Annotated in this window: 20 protein-coding genes; 15 read left to right on the forward strand and 5 right to left on the reverse strand. The window is 69.9% G+C overall.

Translation table 11 applies throughout. The annotated features are described in order from the left end of the window. The 7 genes from Dsi01nite_RS23040 (at position 1) to Dsi01nite_RS23070 (ending at position 7,231) form a co-directional block, all read left to right on the forward strand. Positions 1-1,266 carry an LCP family protein gene (locus tag Dsi01nite_RS23040; protein ID WP_203848293.1) on the forward strand — a complete coding sequence of 422 codons (1,266 nt, stop codon included), beginning with the start codon at positions 1-3 and terminating at the stop codon, positions 1,264-1,266. A gap of 591 nt (positions 1,267-1,857) precedes the next feature. Continuing rightward, positions 1,858-2,973: an LCP family protein gene (locus Dsi01nite_RS23045; RefSeq protein WP_239136103.1), complete on the forward strand. Its 1,116-nt coding sequence runs from the start codon at positions 1,858-1,860 to the stop codon at positions 2,971-2,973. Between the two features lie 20 nt (positions 2,974-2,993). Continuing rightward, entirely contained in the window at positions 2,994-3,332 is a 339-nt protein-coding gene (locus Dsi01nite_RS23050) for a rhodanese-like domain-containing protein (RefSeq protein WP_203848294.1), read from the forward strand. Positions 3,333-3,342: 10 nt separating this feature from the next. Next, positions 3,343-4,152: a glycerophosphodiester phosphodiesterase gene (locus Dsi01nite_RS23055; protein ID WP_239136105.1), complete on the forward strand. Its 810-nt coding sequence runs from the start codon at positions 3,343-3,345 to the stop codon at positions 4,150-4,152. A 128-nt stretch (positions 4,153-4,280) separates the two neighbouring features. After that, positions 4,281-5,771 (forward strand): sensor histidine kinase, encoded by a 1,491-nt coding sequence (locus Dsi01nite_RS23060; protein ID WP_203848296.1) that lies wholly within the window; start codon positions 4,281-4,283, stop codon positions 5,769-5,771. Positions 5,772-5,775: 4 nt separating this feature from the next. Then, positions 5,776-6,174, forward strand: coding sequence for an ATP-binding protein (locus Dsi01nite_RS23065; protein WP_239136106.1), 399 nt, complete (start codon positions 5,776-5,778; stop codon positions 6,172-6,174). 169 nt (positions 6,175-6,343) lie between these two features. Further along, on the forward strand, positions 6,344-7,231 hold the full coding sequence (locus Dsi01nite_RS23070; RefSeq protein ID WP_203848298.1) for a DUF5926 family protein: 888 nt from the start codon (positions 6,344-6,346) through the stop codon (positions 7,229-7,231). Positions 7,232-7,238: 7 nt separating this feature from the next. Here Dsi01nite_RS23070 and Dsi01nite_RS23075 read toward each other — a convergent pair whose 3' ends face one another. Then, complete coding sequence (locus Dsi01nite_RS23075) at positions 7,239-8,471, reverse strand: arginine deiminase (RefSeq protein ID WP_203848299.1); 1,233 nt, start codon at positions 8,469-8,471, stop codon at positions 7,239-7,241. 362 nt (positions 8,472-8,833) lie between these two features. On the opposite strand from Dsi01nite_RS23075, the gene Dsi01nite_RS23080 reads away from it, so the two are divergent. The 5 genes from Dsi01nite_RS23080 to pheA all read left to right on the forward strand — a co-directional run bounded on the left by Dsi01nite_RS23080 (position 8,834) and on the right by pheA (position 11,963). After that, positions 8,834-9,364 carry a hypothetical protein gene (locus tag Dsi01nite_RS23080; RefSeq protein WP_239136107.1) on the forward strand — a complete coding sequence of 177 codons (531 nt, stop codon included), beginning with the start codon at positions 8,834-8,836 and terminating at the stop codon, positions 9,362-9,364. A gap of 143 nt (positions 9,365-9,507) precedes the next feature. Further along, positions 9,508-9,939, forward strand: a complete 432-nt coding sequence (locus Dsi01nite_RS23085; protein ID WP_203848301.1) for a hypothetical protein — start codon at positions 9,508-9,510, stop codon at positions 9,937-9,939. A 75-nt stretch (positions 9,940-10,014) separates the two neighbouring features. Further along, positions 10,015-10,419: an ACT domain-containing protein gene (locus Dsi01nite_RS23090; RefSeq protein ID WP_203848302.1), complete on the forward strand. Its 405-nt coding sequence runs from the start codon at positions 10,015-10,017 to the stop codon at positions 10,417-10,419. Positions 10,420-10,463: 44 nt separating this feature from the next. Then, complete coding sequence (locus tag Dsi01nite_RS23095) at positions 10,464-10,994, forward strand: hypothetical protein (protein WP_203848303.1); 531 nt, start codon at positions 10,464-10,466, stop codon at positions 10,992-10,994. Between the two features lie 30 nt (positions 10,995-11,024). Next, positions 11,025-11,963 (forward strand): prephenate dehydratase, encoded by a 939-nt coding sequence (gene pheA / locus Dsi01nite_RS23100; protein WP_203848304.1) that lies wholly within the window; start codon positions 11,025-11,027, stop codon positions 11,961-11,963. A gap of 93 nt (positions 11,964-12,056) precedes the next feature. Here the strand turns inward: pheA and Dsi01nite_RS23105 are convergent, their stop codons facing one another. The 4 genes from Dsi01nite_RS23105 to Dsi01nite_RS23120 are packed head-to-tail and all read right to left on the reverse strand — an operon-like array spanning position 12,057 to position 14,403. Further along, positions 12,057-12,764, reverse strand: coding sequence for an AIM24 family protein (locus tag Dsi01nite_RS23105; RefSeq protein ID WP_203848305.1), 708 nt, complete (start codon positions 12,762-12,764; stop codon positions 12,057-12,059). Between the two features lie 58 nt (positions 12,765-12,822). After that, entirely contained in the window at positions 12,823-13,554 is a 732-nt protein-coding gene (locus Dsi01nite_RS23110) for an AIM24 family protein (RefSeq protein WP_203848306.1), read from the reverse strand. Between the two features lie 26 nt (positions 13,555-13,580). After that, positions 13,581-13,928, reverse strand: a complete 348-nt coding sequence (locus tag Dsi01nite_RS23115) for a metallopeptidase family protein (protein ID WP_203848345.1) — start codon at positions 13,926-13,928, stop codon at positions 13,581-13,583. Between the two features lie 49 nt (positions 13,929-13,977). Beyond that, complete coding sequence (locus Dsi01nite_RS23120) at positions 13,978-14,403, reverse strand: OsmC family protein (protein WP_203848307.1); 426 nt, start codon at positions 14,401-14,403, stop codon at positions 13,978-13,980. Positions 14,404-14,472: 69 nt separating this feature from the next. On the opposite strand from Dsi01nite_RS23120, the gene Dsi01nite_RS23125 reads away from it, so the two are divergent. Genes Dsi01nite_RS23125 through Dsi01nite_RS23135 form a run of 3 tightly spaced genes read left to right on the forward strand, consistent with a single transcriptional unit; the run spans position 14,473 to position 16,243 of the window. After that, positions 14,473-14,961: a hypothetical protein gene (locus Dsi01nite_RS23125; protein WP_203848308.1), complete on the forward strand. Its 489-nt coding sequence runs from the start codon at positions 14,473-14,475 to the stop codon at positions 14,959-14,961. Further along, positions 14,954-15,571: an NADPH-dependent F420 reductase gene (locus Dsi01nite_RS23130; protein WP_203848309.1), complete on the forward strand. Its 618-nt coding sequence runs from the start codon at positions 14,954-14,956 to the stop codon at positions 15,569-15,571. The genes Dsi01nite_RS23125 and Dsi01nite_RS23130 overlap by 8 nt, the downstream gene beginning before the upstream one ends. 15 nt (positions 15,572-15,586) lie before the next feature. After that, positions 15,587-16,243: a hypothetical protein gene (locus Dsi01nite_RS23135; RefSeq protein WP_203848310.1), complete on the forward strand. Its 657-nt coding sequence runs from the start codon at positions 15,587-15,589 to the stop codon at positions 16,241-16,243. Positions 16,244-16,299 lie beyond the last annotated feature (56 nt).

A 16,299-nucleotide genomic window follows, 5' to 3' on the forward strand; every position in this document is an offset into this window, starting at 1 on the left:
ATGTCCACCACGCCTGCCTCCAACGGCTCGTCGGGTCGCGCCTCGGTGCCCAACGCCCTCCCGCCCAGCGCGGGAGCTCGTGCGCGCGTTTCCGGCGCCTCCACTCCGACCAGCCCGGCGACGCCAGGCGTCTACGGCTCCGCCCGTCCCGCGGCCGCCTCCGGCGGTGGTGGCGGCGGTGTCGTGCCCCCGCGACGCCCCGGCGGCAACGAGTACCCCGGCCGCAAGAAGATCCGTCCCCGCTGGGGCCGGATCGCCCTCGTCGCCGGCGCCGCGATCGTCGTGCTCGCGCTCCTCGCCGGCGTCGGCGCCTACAGCTACTACCGCTACGTCGACGCGGGCCTGCAGCGCGACGACCCGTTCTCGCAGATCACCGACGGCCGGCCGGCGAAGGTCGCCGACGGCGCGCTCAACATGCTGCTGCTCGGCAGTGACTCCCGTGACCCCGACAACAAGGGCAAGCCGGGCGAATGGCGCACCGACACCATGATCATGCTGCACATCCCCTCCAGCCACGACAAGGCGTACCTGGTCTCCATGCCCCGCGACCTGTACGTGTACATCCCCAAGAGCAAGACGACGCCGTACGGCGACACCAAGGCCAAGCTCAACGCGTCCTTCTCGTGGGGTGGCACGCCGCTGACCGTGCAGACGATCGAGAAGTACAGCAACGTCCGCATGGACCACGTGCTGCTCATCGACTTCGGCGGCTTCAAGCAGGTCATCGACGCCCTCGGCGGCATCGACATGAACATCGAGCAGGACATCACCTCCATCCACCCGCCGAAGCGCAAGTTCAAGAAGGGCATGAACCACCTCAACGGTGACGAGGCCCTGGACTACGCCCGGCAGCGGTACCAGTTCCCCGACGGCGACTTCGCCCGGATGCGTCACCAGCAGCAGATGATGAAGGCGATCCTCGACAAGGCCGTCAGCTCCGGCACGGTGAGCAGCCCGACGAAGCTCAACGCGTTCCTGAAGGCGATCACCAAGGCGATGACGGTCGACAAGGACTTCTCGCTCGCCGACATGGCGCTGCAGTTCCGCAGCCTGCGCAGCGACGACCTGACGTTCCTCGTCAGCCCGCACGACGGCAGCAAGAAGATCAACGGTGAGGACGTCGTCGTGCCGAACGAGGAGAAGGCCAACGCGCTGTACACCGCGATGCGCACCGACAAGATGGCGGACTGGGCCGCGACCAACGCGCCCAAGCCGGCGGCGAGCGGGTCGTCGCAGCCGTCGACGAAGGCCAGCACCAAGAAGTGATAATTCCGGCATCCCGGGCATGTCTCCCTACCTGTGGGGTTGCATGCCCGGGCTGTCGTATAGATCTCATTGCCGGAACTGCCGCTGACCGGGTAGAAAACGCCTGATTGGTGGCATCTCCTCGGATCTTGTGCAGTGACGATGGTCGGCACGATCCCCGCCGCGAACGTAGACTCGGATAAATTCCCGCCGGAGTGCGGGCGCGCAGTCGGGGGCGACATGCAGCAGGACCAGGACCCGCCGGTGGATCAGCCGGCGGACAGCCCTGAGGACGTGTTACCGGCGCCGGTCGAGTCCTCCACATCGACCGAGGTGAGCGCGGACAAATCCACCGCGTCGGATATTTCAGACTCGTCCCCGGCGGTCGCGGAATCTTCGTCCCCGGTGGTCGCGGAGTCTTCGTCCCCGGCTGTCTCGGAGTCTGAGGCTGCCGCCGTTCCTGCTGCCTCGGCGCCCGAGCCTGCCGACGATCTCCCGGCGGCGGAGTCTGAGCCTGCCGACGCTCCTGCGGCGGCGGAGTCCGAGGCTGCCGACGCTCCTGCTGTCCCGGAGCCCGAGGCTGTTGCCGCCGCGGGCCCGGCCGGCCCGCGCGTGCTCACCCTGCGACGGAGCAAGAAGTCCCGCGCCGCCCTCCCGGGCCGCGACCCCATCTGGGCCAAGCTCCTCGTGGTCGTCGGCGCGTTCCTCCTCATCGCCTCCGCCACGATCGTCACCGGCTCGCAGGTCCTCGCCAACCGATACCGCGACAGCGTCCGCCAGGAGAACCTCCTCGGCAACAACGCCCGCGTCAGCACCGAGGACAAGACGGAAGAGCGCCGCAGCTCCATCAGCGGCCCGCTCAACTTCCTGCTCATCGGCTCCGACCTGCGCGCCAACGACCCCGAAGACGGTCAGCGCTCGGACTCGATCATCATCGTGCACATCCCCGTGGGCCTGGACCGGGCATACCTGCTGTCCATTCCCCGCGACCTGCGGGTCAAGATCCCCGCGTTCGAGCCCACCGAGTTCCGCGGCTCCAGCCACGAGAAGATCAACGGCGCGTTCCAGCACGGCGGTGGCGGCGCCGGCGGCGTCCAGCTCCTCGCCGAGACCCTGACCGAGTTGATCGGCATCCGCTTCGACGGGGCCGCCATCGTCAACTTCGACGGCTTCAAGGCCGCGGTCGACCTCCTCGGCGGCGTCGACATGTGCATCGACCAGAAGGTCACGTCGATCCACGTCGGCTTCGACGACAAGGGCAACTACCTCTCACCCGACCGCGGTGGCCACCCGGCCGTGTACGAGCCCGGCTGCCAGCACCTCGAGTCATGGCAGGCGCTCGACCTCGTCCGGCAGCGCAAGAGCCTGGCCAACGGCGACTACGACCGGCAGAGGAACCAGCAGAAGTTCATCCGCGCCATCCTCACCAAGGCGCAGCAGCAGAACCTGACCACCAACCCGATCGCGCTCGACCGGCTCATCCGGGCTCTCGGCGGCGCGCTCACCGTCGACACCAACGGCGTGGCCCTCGAAGAGCTGATGTTCGGCCTGCGCAACGTGCGTCCCAGCAGCCTGCTCGGCCTGACCGTGCCGTCCGAGCCGCAGGACATCGGCGGCATCTCCTACGTGGTCGGTCTCGAAGACGCGCAGGCGCTCTACAGCGCGATCCGTGGCGACACGCTCGACGCGTGGGCGGTGGAGAACCCCACCTGGGTCAACCCGATCTGAGCCTCTTATAGGCTGGTGGGGTGTTCAGGGGATCCGCTGTGCCGACCGTCACGGTCAACGACGTAGCCGACGACGCCTACCTTCTCGACGTCCGCGAGGACGACGAATGGGCCGCGGGCCACGCACCCGGCGCCAACCACGTGCCCATGATGCAGATCCCGGCCCGGATCGACGAGATCCCGACCGACCGCGACGTCGTCGTCATCTGCCGCGTCGGCGGCCGGTCCGCGCAGGTCGTCGCCTACCTGCAGCAGGGCGGGCTCACCCGCACCATCAACCTCGACGGCGGCATGTCGGACTGGGCGGCCGCCGGGCGGCCCATGGTGAGCGAGGACGGCGGTGCTCCGAGGGTCGCCTGAGCGGCCCTGGGTGTTCGCGCACAGGGGCTCGTCGTATCGACACGCCGAGCACACCCTCGACGCCTACCTCCTCGCCATCGAGGAAGGCGCCGACGGCCTTGAGTGCGACGTCCGGCTGACCCGCGACGGCCACCTCGTCTGCCTGCACGACTCCCGCATCGACCGCACCAGCGACGGCCGGGGCCGGGTCAGCGTGCAGACCCTCGCCGACCTCGACCGCTTCGACTTCGGCTCCTGGCGCACCGACCTGCCCGAGTCACCCGACGAGCTGATCACCAGCCGGAAGCTCGCCGACGACCGCTGGCGCGGCCGGGTCCTCACCCTGGACCGGCTCCTCGGCCTCGCCGTCGACGCCGGCCGCCCGATGCGGCTGCTCATCGAGACCAAGCACCCCACCCGCTACGGTGCCGCCGTCGAGACCGCGCTGCTGAGCCTGCTGCGCCGGTACGGACTCGACCGCCCCCGCGAGGACCAGCCCGTCCACGTCACGATGATGTCGTTCTCCGCCACCGCCGTGCGCCGGGTCCGCCAGCTCGCACCGGCCCTCCCGACCGTGATGCTCATCGACATCTGGTCCGTGCCCAGCCGGATCGGCTGGCTCCCGCCCGGCAGCAGCATCGGCGGGCCCGGGGTGTCCCTCCTGCGCGCCTCCCCGGAACTCGTCGAACGCCTCCACCGCAGGGGATTTCCCGTGTACGTGTGGACCGTCAACGAACCCGACGAAATCGACCTGGTAGTGAAACTGAAGGTCAACGGCATCATCTCCGACCGGCCCGCGTTCGTCATCGAACGGCTCAGGGAGCTGGGCCTGCGAGACTGACCATCGTCTTGCTATCGGGTTGCTACCACGGAATCCGTCGTCGCACCTGGCCGCCCCGCTGGAATCCCACGTCGACAAGTTTTGTCAATAGCCTTTCAAAGCGAAGCGCGGGGAGGCAGACTCGCACCATGGTCGATGCTCGCCGTCCGGTCGACGCCGCCGCCGTGTTCGGTGGGCTGGCCGAGATCGCCGAGCAACTCGCGACCGGTGCCGGCGGCCTGCACGCCCTGCAGCGCACCGTCGACGTCACCGTCGAGGCGACCGCGGCCGCCGGTGCCGCCTTCATCGAATACGGTCAGGACAGCGGCCGGGTCGTCGCGGCCACCGCCGCGCTCGACTGGTCCCTCGGCCGGCCCGTCGACCTGATCCATCCGACGCTGCGGGGGCTGCTGCAGTACGGCTCCAGGGTCCGTGAAATCCCCGTCAGTCTTCTCGGCACGGTCGGCGGCGAGCACCTGCGCGGCCGCGGCCTGGCCCGCTTCGTCGCCGCGGAGGTCAACGCCGGCAAGACCGCCGTCGGTGTCCTCGTCGGCGGTTACCACGACGCCGAAGGCACCGCCGGTCCCGACGAGCGCGCCGCCCTCGGGTTCCTCGCCGGACTGGTCGGCCTCCAGTACACCCTGGGCCGTGGCCTGCCGATCCACGTCGACGCCCCCTCGGTCGACCCCGTGGCGGAGCCGTTCGCACTGCTCGACGCCGAGCACGTCGTGCGCACCTGGAACCCGGCCGCGGCCCTGCTCACCGCCCGCTCGCCCGAGTCCGCGATCGGGGAGCCGTGGCCGTTTCCGCTGCCCACCGGCGCCGAAACGGTCGAACACCAGATGGCCTGTGGCACCTGGATCGAGATCCGAGCCGCCACCGTGCCCGGCGGCACCGACATCAGCGTGTCGTTCCGCTCCCGCGCCGACCAGACCTCCGACGGGCGCGACCTGTTCATCGCCCTCACCGGCCACGAACTGCGGACCCCGATCACGGTCATCCGGGGGTACGCCGACACGCTCGTCGAGCACTGGGACTCCCTCGACGACGGCTCCCGGCGCGAGGCGATCTACGTCGTCGGCCAGCGCGCCCGCGAGCTCAGCCGGCTGGTCGACCGCCTCCTCAACGCGGTCGGCGACGACGGCACCCCCGGCGACGCGTCGGCGCTGCTGCCGTTCGACCTGGTGGACACCCTCACGGCCGCACTCGACGACCTGAGTCCCGAGCAGCGCCGCACCCTGACCGTCGCGCTGCCGCAGACCCTTCCGAAGGCCCTCGGCGAACGCGCCACCCTCGCTACCATCCTTGCGGAATTTGTTACGAATGCGGGTAAATACTCCCTGAACTGGGTAGAAGCTGTGCTGACCGCGGGTGCGGACGCGCAAACCGTCTGGTTCAGGGTTGCCGACCGGGGCATCGGCATCCGCCCGGAGCACGTCGAGCGGGCGTTCGAGCGCTTCTGGCAACTCGAGACCGGGGACCAGCGAACCCGCGGCGGCGTCGGACTGGGACTCTATCTCGTGCGTAGGATCGTTGAGCGTCAACATGGATGGGTATCGTTGCGTCCACGCCAAGGAGGCGGGACCGTCGCGGAGGTGCGGCTGCCCCGCGCCGACGCAGATGCCCATGGGGAGGCTTGAGAGGGTGTCCACAACCGTCGCGGAACGCGCCTGGTGCGTCGTCGTCCCGCATCACGCTCGCGGCGCGCACGTCGCCCGCCACCGCCTTGCCCACGAACTCGACGCCCTGCTCACCGAGGACCGCCTCGACGACGCCGTCGCCATCGCCGCCGAACTGGTCGGCAACGCCGTCCGCCACGCGGCCCCCCTCCCCGGCGACGTCATCCGCGTGGCCTGGCGCCTGCTCGACGACGACACCCTGGAGATCCGGGTCACCGACGGCGGCTCGGCGGCCGGTCCCGAGCTGCGGGTCGCCGCTCCGGACGCGATCGACGGCCGCGGCCTGACCATCGTCGCCGCGCTGGCAACCGGCTGGGGCGTCGAACGCGACGGCCTCGGCCAGTGCGTCTGGGCCACCCTCTGATCCGGTTCCACCTCCACTGTCCCGCGCCCCTCTCGCTGCTGCCGAGCGTCCGCGCGTCCGGGGGATATTTCTGACTTGTCGGAAATGGGGTGCGCGCTGGGGTGAGTGACGCGCCCAGGGTGGTGGGTGTTCGCCCGCGGCGCGATGGGACCGCCTAGGCTGGGTCGCCGTGAGCAAGCGAGCGAAAACCCCCCGTGGCCGGTCCGCCGACGGCGAGAAGCGCCAGAAGATCCGCGACGTCTACGTGGGCCGCCCGTTCGAAGGGCTGGCCGACGAGCCGGAATGGATCGCGCTGCGTGAACTGGTGCCGGCCGCCTCGGCACCCTTGAAGCTGGCCCCGGATCTGGTCGAGCGATACGGCGACCGCCCGGTGATCCTCGCGACGGTCCTGCCGATGGCGTGGCCGGCGATGACGAAGCCCGACGGTCGGGTGTTCATCGGGTTGCAGCGGCACGTGCAGTCCGGTGACGTCTCCCGTGACCTCGCGGTGGCGCTGCAGTGTGCGCTGGACACGCCGACGGGACAGACCGTCAACATCCCGGCGCTGCCCGGGGTGGGGCCGCGGCTGCAGGACGTGATCGTCAACGCGCCGCTGGACATCACGGTGCACACGGGATTTGAGTTCTGGCTCGAGGACAACGCGACCGACGACCCCAACGTGCGGGCGTCGCTGGAGCGAGCCAACGCCAGCATCTTCCCGACGGTGCGGCTGTCGGCGGCGCCGGCGACGTACTGGTGCCGCGTCACCGACCGGTCCCACGTCCGTCTGGTGCTCGGCGACGACGAGGACCGGGCGCTGGACGCGTTGTCGCGGCTGTCGGCGGGTGGCGGGCTGCTGCTGGGCGACAACACGAAGTTCGCCGGCATGTTCCGTGCGCACGGCCTGCTCGCTCCGGTCTGGGACCTGCCGTTCGACGTCGAAGCGGAGGAGTGGGACGCTCCGGTCGCCGAGTTCACGAAGCGCTACGCGGAGGCGCTCGCCGTCAACGAGCCCCTGACCGCCGCCGAGCGCCGCAGCAAGCAGGGTCTGCTCGGCCGGCTGCAGCCCCTGCGCTAGGAAAGCCTCAGAAGCGCTGGGCGAGACCTCGCGCGATCGGCGCGGACATGCATCGCGGACCGCCCCGGCCCGAGCCCAGCTCGGAGCCGGGGATCCGGATGACCTCGATGCCGTGCCGCTCCAGCTGGGCGTTGGTCTCCACGTTGCGCTCGTATGCGACGCAGAGCCGTGGCGCGATCGCCAGCGTGTTGTTGCCGTCGTCCCACTGCTCCCGCTCGGCGGTCACCGGGTCCAGACCCGTGTCGATGATGCGCAGGGTGTCGATCCGCATCGCCTTCGCGGCGCCGACGATGAAGGGCTCCGGCCCCGAGACGGCCAGATCGGCGGCGGGGCCCGGGACGGCCGGGTCATGGGCGCCGCCGGCCGCCGTGACGGTCCAGGCCTGCAGGGTGCTGGCGACGTTCGGATACATGACGACCGCGTCGACGTCGACCATCGTGCAGACCGTGTCGAGGTGCATCGTCGCGCGTTCCTGGGCGATCGGCACGACCAGCACGGTGTGGGCCAGGCCGCGTTCGAAGCAGCGCCGGGCGAGCCGCTCCGCGCCCGCCGGCCGGGTGCGCTCGCCGACGCCGACCGCGACCACGCCCGGCGCCAGCAGCAGCACGTCGCCGCCTTCGAGGTGTTCCAGGCCCGGCTCGTAGACCAGGGACGTGCCGGCGAACCGCGGATGATGGCGGTAGATCGCGCAGGTGAGGGTCGTCTCGCGGCGGCGGGCGTGCATCGCCAGGCTGGTCACCGCGACCTGCCCGCCGATCCAGACGGATGAGTCGCGCGTGAAGAGCAGGTTGGGCAGTGGGTCGATGACGAAGTCGGACCGGTCCATGAGCGCGTGGACCAGGCCGCCACCGGCCCGCAGCTCGGCCCGGGAGAGTCCGGCGATGAGAGTGGTCGCCAACGTCGCCGGGTCGAGCGCGGCGAGGTGGTCGGCGACGTGCCGCCGCAGCGTGTCGCCGAGCCGGACGTCGTCGAGGACCGCCTGCGTCACCTCGGCGCGGGCGGCGGGCACGGCGACCGTCTCGGCGAGGAGGTCCGACACGTAGAGGACCTCGACGTCATGGCTACGCAGGGCGTGCGCGAACGTGTCATGCTCTTCTTGAGCGCGTCCGACCCATGGGATCCCGTCGAACAACAGTGAGTCGTTGTTGCGCGGGGTCAGCCGGGCCAGCTCCGGGCCTGGGCGGTGCAGCAGCACCGTGCCGAGCCGTCCGACCTCGCTGTCGACGTGATGATGGCTCACCGACTCAGCCTAACGGCTGACCCGATATCCACCGGTTGGGCGCCATCTGCAAATTCATGAGACGTCGTGAATGCGGCATTCATCCCAGTCATTCCTGGTCTTTCAACCATCCGGTCATCCCAGTTGCGCGATTGAACACGTACGGTGTTTGAACACACACGCAACCGAGCGGCGACTTGGAGGTGTGCGAGATGACCGAACTGCTGCACCGCGGCGGTAAGGATTATTCGCAGCCCGAAGGGTTTGACGATCGCATCATTGTTGATGCCGGTCGGCCTTCCCCGATTGACTGGATGCGCGAGCGACGCGCCGAGCGCGGAGCCCGCAGGGAAGAGGCAGGGCACAACCGTCTGTACCGCAGAATGGGCAGCCTCATCGGCCGCCTCGGCGAGGAGTGGCACGTCCTCGACCTGCGCGAGCTGACCGGCGCCGAACGCCGCTCCTTCCTCGCCGTCGGTCCGGGTGGTGTGTTCGCGGTGACGGTCAAGGACCACGGGCGCAGCCGCGTCTCGTTCGCCGGTGACATCGTGCAGATCGACGGCAAGCGGCCCAAGTACGTCGAGGAGACCCGCGCCGAGGCGAAGGGTGCCGCCGAGGCGCTCTCCCGCAGCGCCGGCGTGTCGATCCCGGTCATGCCGATCCTGGCCTTCGCGGGCACCGGGAAGATCAGCTTCTACGGGGTGCCGAAGGGCTGTCTGGTCACCGCGTATCACGAGCTGCCGCGCGTCCTCAACGCCCGGGGCAACCGGCTCGCGACGGACACCGTCGACAAGGTGTTCGAGCTCGCGCTGCACCCGACGACGTGGTCCGCGCAGTCGTATGCCACGTTCGCTGACAGCTACCGGTGGTACAAGGACGGACAGCCCGGTGTGGGCGCTGACAAGCGGGGGTGACGCGGAGTAGCCTCTGCGGCGTGGAGCCGCTCGACACGAAGCGCCGGATTGAGCAATCGCTGGGGACCGATCACACCCTGACTGATGCGATGATGAGTGCGTTGCGCGGACACATCCGCCGCACCGGTGCCTGAGGAGGCGCTGTGGCGCATGTCGAGCTTTCCATTTCCGACCCGCACCTCGCCCGTTCGCCCGACCCGACCGAGTCGTCACTCGACCGGTGGGCGGCGACGGTCGCCGACGCGGCGGAGCCGAGCCTGGTGATCGACGACAAGGCGGTCATCGTCGCGGTGTCCGCCTCGTTCGAGGACCTGCTCGGGCTCACGGAGTCCGCCATCGACCGGCCACTGGTGGACGGCGTCCTGCAGTTGCTCGACTTCGGCGACGGTGGCGCCCTGGACGCCTCCGAGATCAACAAGACGCCGCCGCTGCTCGCCCTGTCCTCGGGGCGCCTGGCCCGCGGGCTGGTCCGGGTGCGCTGCGCGACGGGACCGCGCACGTTCGACGCGATCGCCACCCCACTGCTGCAGGACGGACAGGTCGTCGGCTCACTGACATTCTTCAGCACGGTATAGGGCGAAAAGACAGACCGGCGTAACGTGGCTCACGGCTCCCGCCACGCAGCGCGTTCGCACCGTACGCTCCTTGTCATGTTGGACCTCCAGGTGCTGCCAGGTGACTATGCGATCGGCCGTCTGCCGGCCGGATCGCCCCTCCCGGCGGGTTTCCTCGAGGCGGCGGCGACCGGTCCCGACGTCATCTCGGTGACCTGGACGCCCGACGAGGTCTCCATCCTGTGCCCCGCCGACCGGGTGCCCAGCGGTGCCTCGGTCGAGACGCCGTGGCGCTGCCTGCGCGTCGCCGGACCGGTCCAGCTCGCCCTCACCGGCATCCTCGCCTCGATCGTGTCCCCGCTCGCCGACGCCCGGGTCAACATTTTCGCGTTCTCCACGTTCGACACCGACTACGTGCTGGTTCCGGCGGTGCGGCTGAATGAGGCGCTGGCCGCCCTCAACGCCGCCGGGCACCGCGTGACGACGTCTGGCACTGTCTGAACCACCCGTGAACGACCAGGGACTGACGCCCTACGATGTGCTCCATGCGCACCGGGGCCGCCCTGCTCGCGATCGTCAGCCTTGGATGCCTGGTGTCCGGCTGCACCCGGTCGCATGACGACTCAGGGCCGCTCCTGCCGCCGGTGTCGGCCCCTCCGGCGAGGACGGCGAGCCCGACCCCGGCGAGCACGCCCAACGTGCCGGCCCGCACCGGCACGCCCTCCCGCTCCGCCAGCGCCAGCCCGAGCCAGCTGCCGTTCTCCGATGCGTACGTGTCGCAGTGCAACGGCCGCCCGACCGGCGACCAGGTCATCGCGGCGGTCCGCCGGGCCCGGCCCAACCTGCCCGCCGGGGCCGGCCTCACCGTGAAGACCGGGCCGCTGTGTGCCGGGGTGTGGCAGTACACCGTGCTCACCGTCACGGGCAGTGAACCGTTGCAGGTCATGTCGAAGGGCGCCCCGGCCGCGCTGACCGTCGTCACGGTCGGCACCGATCCGTGCACCGTCGAGGTCAGGGCGACCGCACCGCTCGCGCTGCTCAACACCGCCGACTGCCCGGCACCGCCGACTGCTTAGCGGCCGGCCGGAGCGTCTAGGCTTGACGGCATGCCTGGTGTGCCGCCGACGCGGTTCGTGTACCTGGGGCCGGAAGGCACGTTCTCCGAGCAGGCGCTCAGGACTGTCCCGGCCGCCGACCGCGGGGTGCTGACCCCGGCCCGTAGCGTTCCGGAGGCCCTCGACGCGCTGCGCGCCGGTGAGGCCGACGCGGCGCTGGTCCCGCTGGAGAACTCGATCGGTGGGCAGGTCGGGGTCACCCTCGACGAGCTCGCCGGCGGTGAGCCGCTGATCATCACCCGCGAGGTGGTGCTGCCGGTGCAGTTCGTGCTGGCCAGCGCCGAGGACCGGCCGCTGGACTCGGTCCGGTCGGTCGCCGCCCACCCGCAGGCGGGTGCGCAGTGCCGCAAGTGGCTCCGGGACCACGCGCCGCAGGCGACGGTCGTCGACGTGCTGTCCAACGCGACCGCCGCGATCGGCGCCGGCACCGGCGAGTTCGACGCCGCGATCTGCGCCGCGATCGGCGCCAGCCGCTACAAGCTGCACGTCCTGGCGAAGGACATCGCCGACAACCCCGACGCGATGACCCGCTTCGCGCTGGTGTCCCGGCCCGGCCCGCCGCCGCCACCGACCGGCGACGACCTGACCACGCTCGCGGTCTACATCGCGCACGACCGGGTCGGCGCGCTGCTGGCCGTGCTGACCGAGCTGTCGGTCCGCGGGATCAACATGACCAGGATCGAGTCCCGGCCGACCGGCGAGCGCCTCGGCCGATACGTGTTCTTCCTCGACTGCGGCGGCCACGTCGCCGAGGCCCAGATGGGCGAGGCGTTGCAGGGGCTGCGACGCATCTGCGCCGACGTGCGGTTCCTCGGCTCGTATCCGCGGGCGTCACACGGCGACACGCCGCCACGGCGCGCGCCCGGCCTGTCCGACGAGGACTTCACCGACGCCGCCAGCTGGCTCAGTGAGCTCCGCAACGGCAGCTGAGGCCCTTTTCAGGGGTACCGCCGCAACCGCCGAAGTGGTCGAAGGATGGGCGGTGGTGGTCCCAGGGCCCATCCTTCGACCTGTGGATGGCGATCAGCCGCCGATGCCGCCCAGGAGGCCGGCCGGCTTCTGCTGGGCCGCCGCCGGCTTGCCCTCGCTGGGCTGGACGATGACGAAGCCCTGACCCTGCAGCACCAGCTGGAACAGCTCGCCCGAGCCGCCCTTGAGGATCGACTTGAGGCTCTGGTTCTTCTGGATGCTGGTCTGCAGGCTCGCCGACCACCCGACGACCGCGTCGGTGTCGACCAGCACCGGCGCCTGCGGGCTCACCGGGATGATGATCGGGGCACCTTCGGTGACGATCGCGAGCTTGCCCTGACCGGTGAAGACGCTGTTGAACAGGCCACCGCCGAACATGCCGGCACCCTGGACGCGCTGGATCTCGTACCGCAGCGACGGGTCGAAGCAGAGGACGTTCCTGCCGTTGATCGTCAACGCGTCGTTGGGCTCGATGTCGACGATGTGGCAGTCGGAGGCGGCGTCGGCGAACCACACCTCGCCCTGTCCGCGCACGGCCATGAGGGACAAGCCCTCACCGGTGACCGCACGCTTGAGGAAGTTTCCGACGCCCTGGCTCTTCACCTCGAACTGGAGGTTGCCGCGGAACGCGACCATGGCGCCTTGTCGCGCCATGACCTCACCGTTCACGGCGTACTTGACGCACTTGGAGTGCTGCAGGCTCATGCCTGCCTGGGTTGGGGGCTGGGCCATGTTTTCGGCCTTGAAGATGTCACCGCGCACGCTGCGCAGCGTAACGGGTCCTCCAAGGCCGCGCGGAGGACCCGTTACCAAAGCGCGATCAACCGCCGAGAAGGTTGCCCAGGACGCCGCCCTGCTGCTGTTGTCCCTGGCCACCGGCGAGGCCCTGCGGCGGCTCCTCCGACGGCTGGACGACGACGAAGCCCTGCCCGGCGAAGCTCATCGTGAAAGCCTCACCGGTGCTGCGGCCGAGCAGCGTGCCGATGCCGAGCTGGTCGGCGCGGTGATACCCGGTCTGCAGGCTCGCGGACCAGCAGATGGCGGCCTGCGGGTCGACGTATGTGGGCGCGTCGACGGTCAGCACGACCGGGGTGCCCTTCGTCGTGATCGCGAGCCGGCCCTGGCCGGTGAACACGCAGTTGAACAGGCCCGCGGACGACATGATGCCGACGCCCTGGACCATCTTGACGTCGTACTGCAACGACGCGTCGAACGCGAGCACATTGGCACCGTTGATCGAGATCGCGTCACCGGGCTCGAGGTCGATGAGGTGCACGTCGGCGGAGCGGTCCGCGAAGAACACGTCGCCGCGGCCGGAGACCTTCATCAGCGGGACACCCTCGCCGGTCAGCTTCGACTTGAGCCACTTGCCGACGCCGCCCGAGCCGAGCGCCTGGAACTGCACCTGACCCTGGTAGGCCACCATCGTGCCGGTCCGGGCCATGATCTCGCCGTTGAGCTCGGCCTTGAGCATCTTGGAGTTCTGCAGCCGCAGTCCCGGCTGCTGCGACTCCTTCTCCATGTTTTCGGCGGCGAACAAAGCACTGCGCATGTGAGCGTCCCTTCTTCGGCGTTGTCTCAACCCCAGCCCAGCGCATGCAGCTTGCGGTCGTCGATGCCGAAGTGGTGCGCGATCTCGTGCACGACGGTGATCGCGACCTCGTCGACGACGTCGTCCTCATCGTCACAGATCGCAAGGATCGGGTTCCGGTAAATCGAGATCCGGTCGGGCAGCACGCCGGAGTAGTCCCAGCCACGCTCCGTCAGGGAGTACCCCTCATAGAGACCGAGCAGGTCCGGTTCGCCCGCCGGAGGGTCGTCGACGACCAGGATCACCACGTTGTCCATGAGGTCGAGCAGCTCCTCGGGGACCTCGTCCAGGGCCTCGCCCACGAGCTCCTCGAAACGCTCTTTGCTCATCGTCACCGGCATGTGAAAGAGGGTCCCCCATTGCGGGGGACCCTCTCAAGGGACTTCAGACGAGCTTGGCGTCCAGGGTGATCTCGACGGCCGCGAGGGCCTTGGAGATCGGGCAGCCGGCCTTGGCCTCGGCGGCGATCTTGTCGAACTCGCCCGCGTCGATGCCGGGGACGTCGCCGCGGCTGGTCAGGTCGATCCGGGTGATGGCGAAACCGCCCTCGACCGGGCCGAACTGCACCGCGGCGGTGGTCTCCACCGACGTGGGCGTGAAGCCGGCCTTGGCCAGGCCGTTGGAGAAGGCCATCGAGAAGCAGGCGGCGTGCGCGGCCGCGATCAGCTCCTCCGGGTTGGTCCCCTCGCCGCTCTCGAAGCGCGACGGGAAGGAATAGGAACCCTGGAAGGTGCCCGAGCCGGTGGAGACCGTGCCGGCGCCGGACTTGAGGTCGCCCTCCCAGCGGGCGGATGAAGTGCGAGTAGGCATGAACCAGACGCTAGCCCATTCCGTGTGTTCCTTGGGACGAGCTCGGCAGTCTTGGGAGGGATCAAGTTGATGCAGCGCAAACTGGTGCAGATCGGCGGCTGGCTGGGCGTGTCCGGCCTGCTCACCGGCATTGCCTCGATCTTCGTGCCATGGGTCCAGCAGCTGGTGGTGACCGGCTCCGGCCGCCGGACTCAGCGGCGCCTGGACAGCCTCACGATCCTCAATCTCGAAAAGGGCGTCTGGTACGTGATCCTGCTGCTCACCCTCATCGCGCTGCTCGGTGCCGCGGCGATGGGCACCAACCAGGGCCGCAAGATCGCCGGGCTGGCCGGACCGGTCCTGTCGCTGGTGACCGCGTCGATCGTAGTGGGCCTCATCACTACTTTCGACGGCCAACTCGCCGGCCCCGGCCGGATCGCGGATGTGGGCACGTCAGCGGGCAGCTGGCTGGCACTCGTGTCGATGCCTTTGCTCGGCTTCGGGTGCGGGCTGCTCGCAATCGGCCGCGCCGGACGGCATGTTTCGGCGCCGGCCGATGTTGCCGCTGGACATGACTGATCTCAATGTGGGGGTCCTCGGCACCGGTGCGGTCGGCGAAGCCATCGCGACCCGGCTGATCGAGGTCGGGTACGACGTCGTCATGGGCTCCCGCGACGCCGCCAACCCGAAGGCCGTCGCCTGGGCGGAGCGCACCGGCGGTCGCGCCGGCACGTTCGCCGACGCGGCCGCGCACGGCTCGCTCCTGTTCAACGCCACCCCCGGCGGCGCCTCGCTCGACGTGCTGCGCTCCGCCGGCGACCTGACCGGCAAGGTCCTCGCCGACATCTCCAACGACCTGACCTCGGCCGCGGTCAAGCCCGTCGCCGCCGGCCTGCAGGCCGCGTTCCCTTCGCTCAAGGTCGTCAAGACCCTCAACACCGTCAACTGTGACGTCATGGTCCGCCCCGACCTGCTGTCCCAGCCGCACACCATGTTCGTCGCCGGCGACGACGCGGTCGCCAAAGCGCAGGTCAGGACGGTGCTGACGAAGTTCGGCTGGCCCGAGGACGACGTGCTGGACCTCGGTGGGATCGACAAGGCGTTCGCGATGGAGCAGTACGTCCCGCTGTGGATCGCGGTATGGGGCGCCAAGCGTGATCTGCGGTTCAACCTGCGGGTCGTTTCCTGAGCTACCCTGCGCGGTATGACTGAGCCGGTCGTCCGCGGACCATCGATCGTCGCGCCCGCAGTGCCGTCCTCCCCGCCTTCCGCCACCCCGGCCGATGCTCCGCCGCCCGCCGGGGTGGCGGAGCGCGGCGGCGGCCCGGTCGCCATCGCGCTGCTTGCCGTCGGGTTCGCGCTGGCGGCCGCCGCGCAGTACCTGCCGTGGAGTTCCATCAACCTGCGCACCGCCGTCATGGGCGACCCGGACCTCGCCGAGAACGGCAGCACGCCGGAGACCATCGACATCGACCTGGCCAGCCTCAACAGCGGCCCGGTCGTGGTCTACCTCGGCACCCTCACACTCGCCCTGGTCGGGATCGGGATCCTGCTGGTGACCCGCGGCGCGGTCCGCCGTGGTGCGGCCGCCGGCGCCCTGGCGATGCTGGCCGGCAACGCGCTGGTGCTCGTCGGCTTCAAGCAGATCATCGACCGTCTCGGGTACAGCCCGCTCAGCTCGTACCGGCTGCCGGACGACGCCGTGCACGTCGGCCCCGGATACCCGCTGGCGGCGGCGGCAACCGCGATGCTGGCGGCCGGCGCGATCGTCGCCGTGCGGGGACTGACCCGCCGCCGTCCCGTGGAAGATCACCACGACGGCTCCGAGCCGCTCGAGCTGACGGTCACCCCACTGCACTAGGGTCCGTCATCAGGACGTCGTACGTTCGGTTGAGATTTACTCGCATGGTGTGACCC

This window comes from Dactylosporangium siamense (assembly GCF_016862795.1).
Taxonomy (GTDB): domain Bacteria; phylum Actinomycetota; class Actinomycetes; order Mycobacteriales; family Micromonosporaceae; genus Dactylosporangium; species Dactylosporangium siamense.

Coding starts and splice junctions, on each gene's coding strand:
- Dsi01nite_RS23040 (WP_203848293.1), top strand. CDS start 1: ATGTCCACCACGCCTGCCTCCAACGGCTCGTCGGGTCGCGCCTCGGTG.
- Dsi01nite_RS23060 (WP_203848296.1), top strand. CDS start 4,281: ATGGTCGATGCTCGCCGTCCGGTCGACGCCGCCGCCGTGTTCGGTGGG.
- Dsi01nite_RS23080 (WP_239136107.1), top strand. CDS start 8,834: ATGGGCAGCCTCATCGGCCGCCTCGGCGAGGAGTGGCACGTCCTCGAC.
- Dsi01nite_RS23090 (WP_203848302.1), top strand. CDS start 10,015: ATGTTGGACCTCCAGGTGCTGCCAGGTGACTATGCGATCGGCCGTCTG.
- Dsi01nite_RS23095 (WP_203848303.1), top strand. CDS start 10,464: ATGCGCACCGGGGCCGCCCTGCTCGCGATCGTCAGCCTTGGATGCCTG.
- pheA (WP_203848304.1), top strand. CDS start 11,025: ATGCCTGGTGTGCCGCCGACGCGGTTCGTGTACCTGGGGCCGGAAGGC.
- Dsi01nite_RS23110 (WP_203848306.1), bottom strand. CDS start 13,554: ATGCGCAGTGCTTTGTTCGCCGCCGAAAACATGGAGAAGGAGTCGCAG.
- Dsi01nite_RS23120 (WP_203848307.1), bottom strand. CDS start 14,403: ATGCCTACTCGCACTTCATCCGCCCGCTGGGAGGGCGACCTCAAGTCC.
- Dsi01nite_RS23125 (WP_203848308.1), top strand. CDS start 14,473: ATGCAGCGCAAACTGGTGCAGATCGGCGGCTGGCTGGGCGTGTCCGGC.
- Dsi01nite_RS23130 (WP_203848309.1), top strand. CDS start 14,954: ATGACTGATCTCAATGTGGGGGTCCTCGGCACCGGTGCGGTCGGCGAA.
- Dsi01nite_RS23135 (WP_203848310.1), top strand. CDS start 15,587: ATGACTGAGCCGGTCGTCCGCGGACCATCGATCGTCGCGCCCGCAGTG.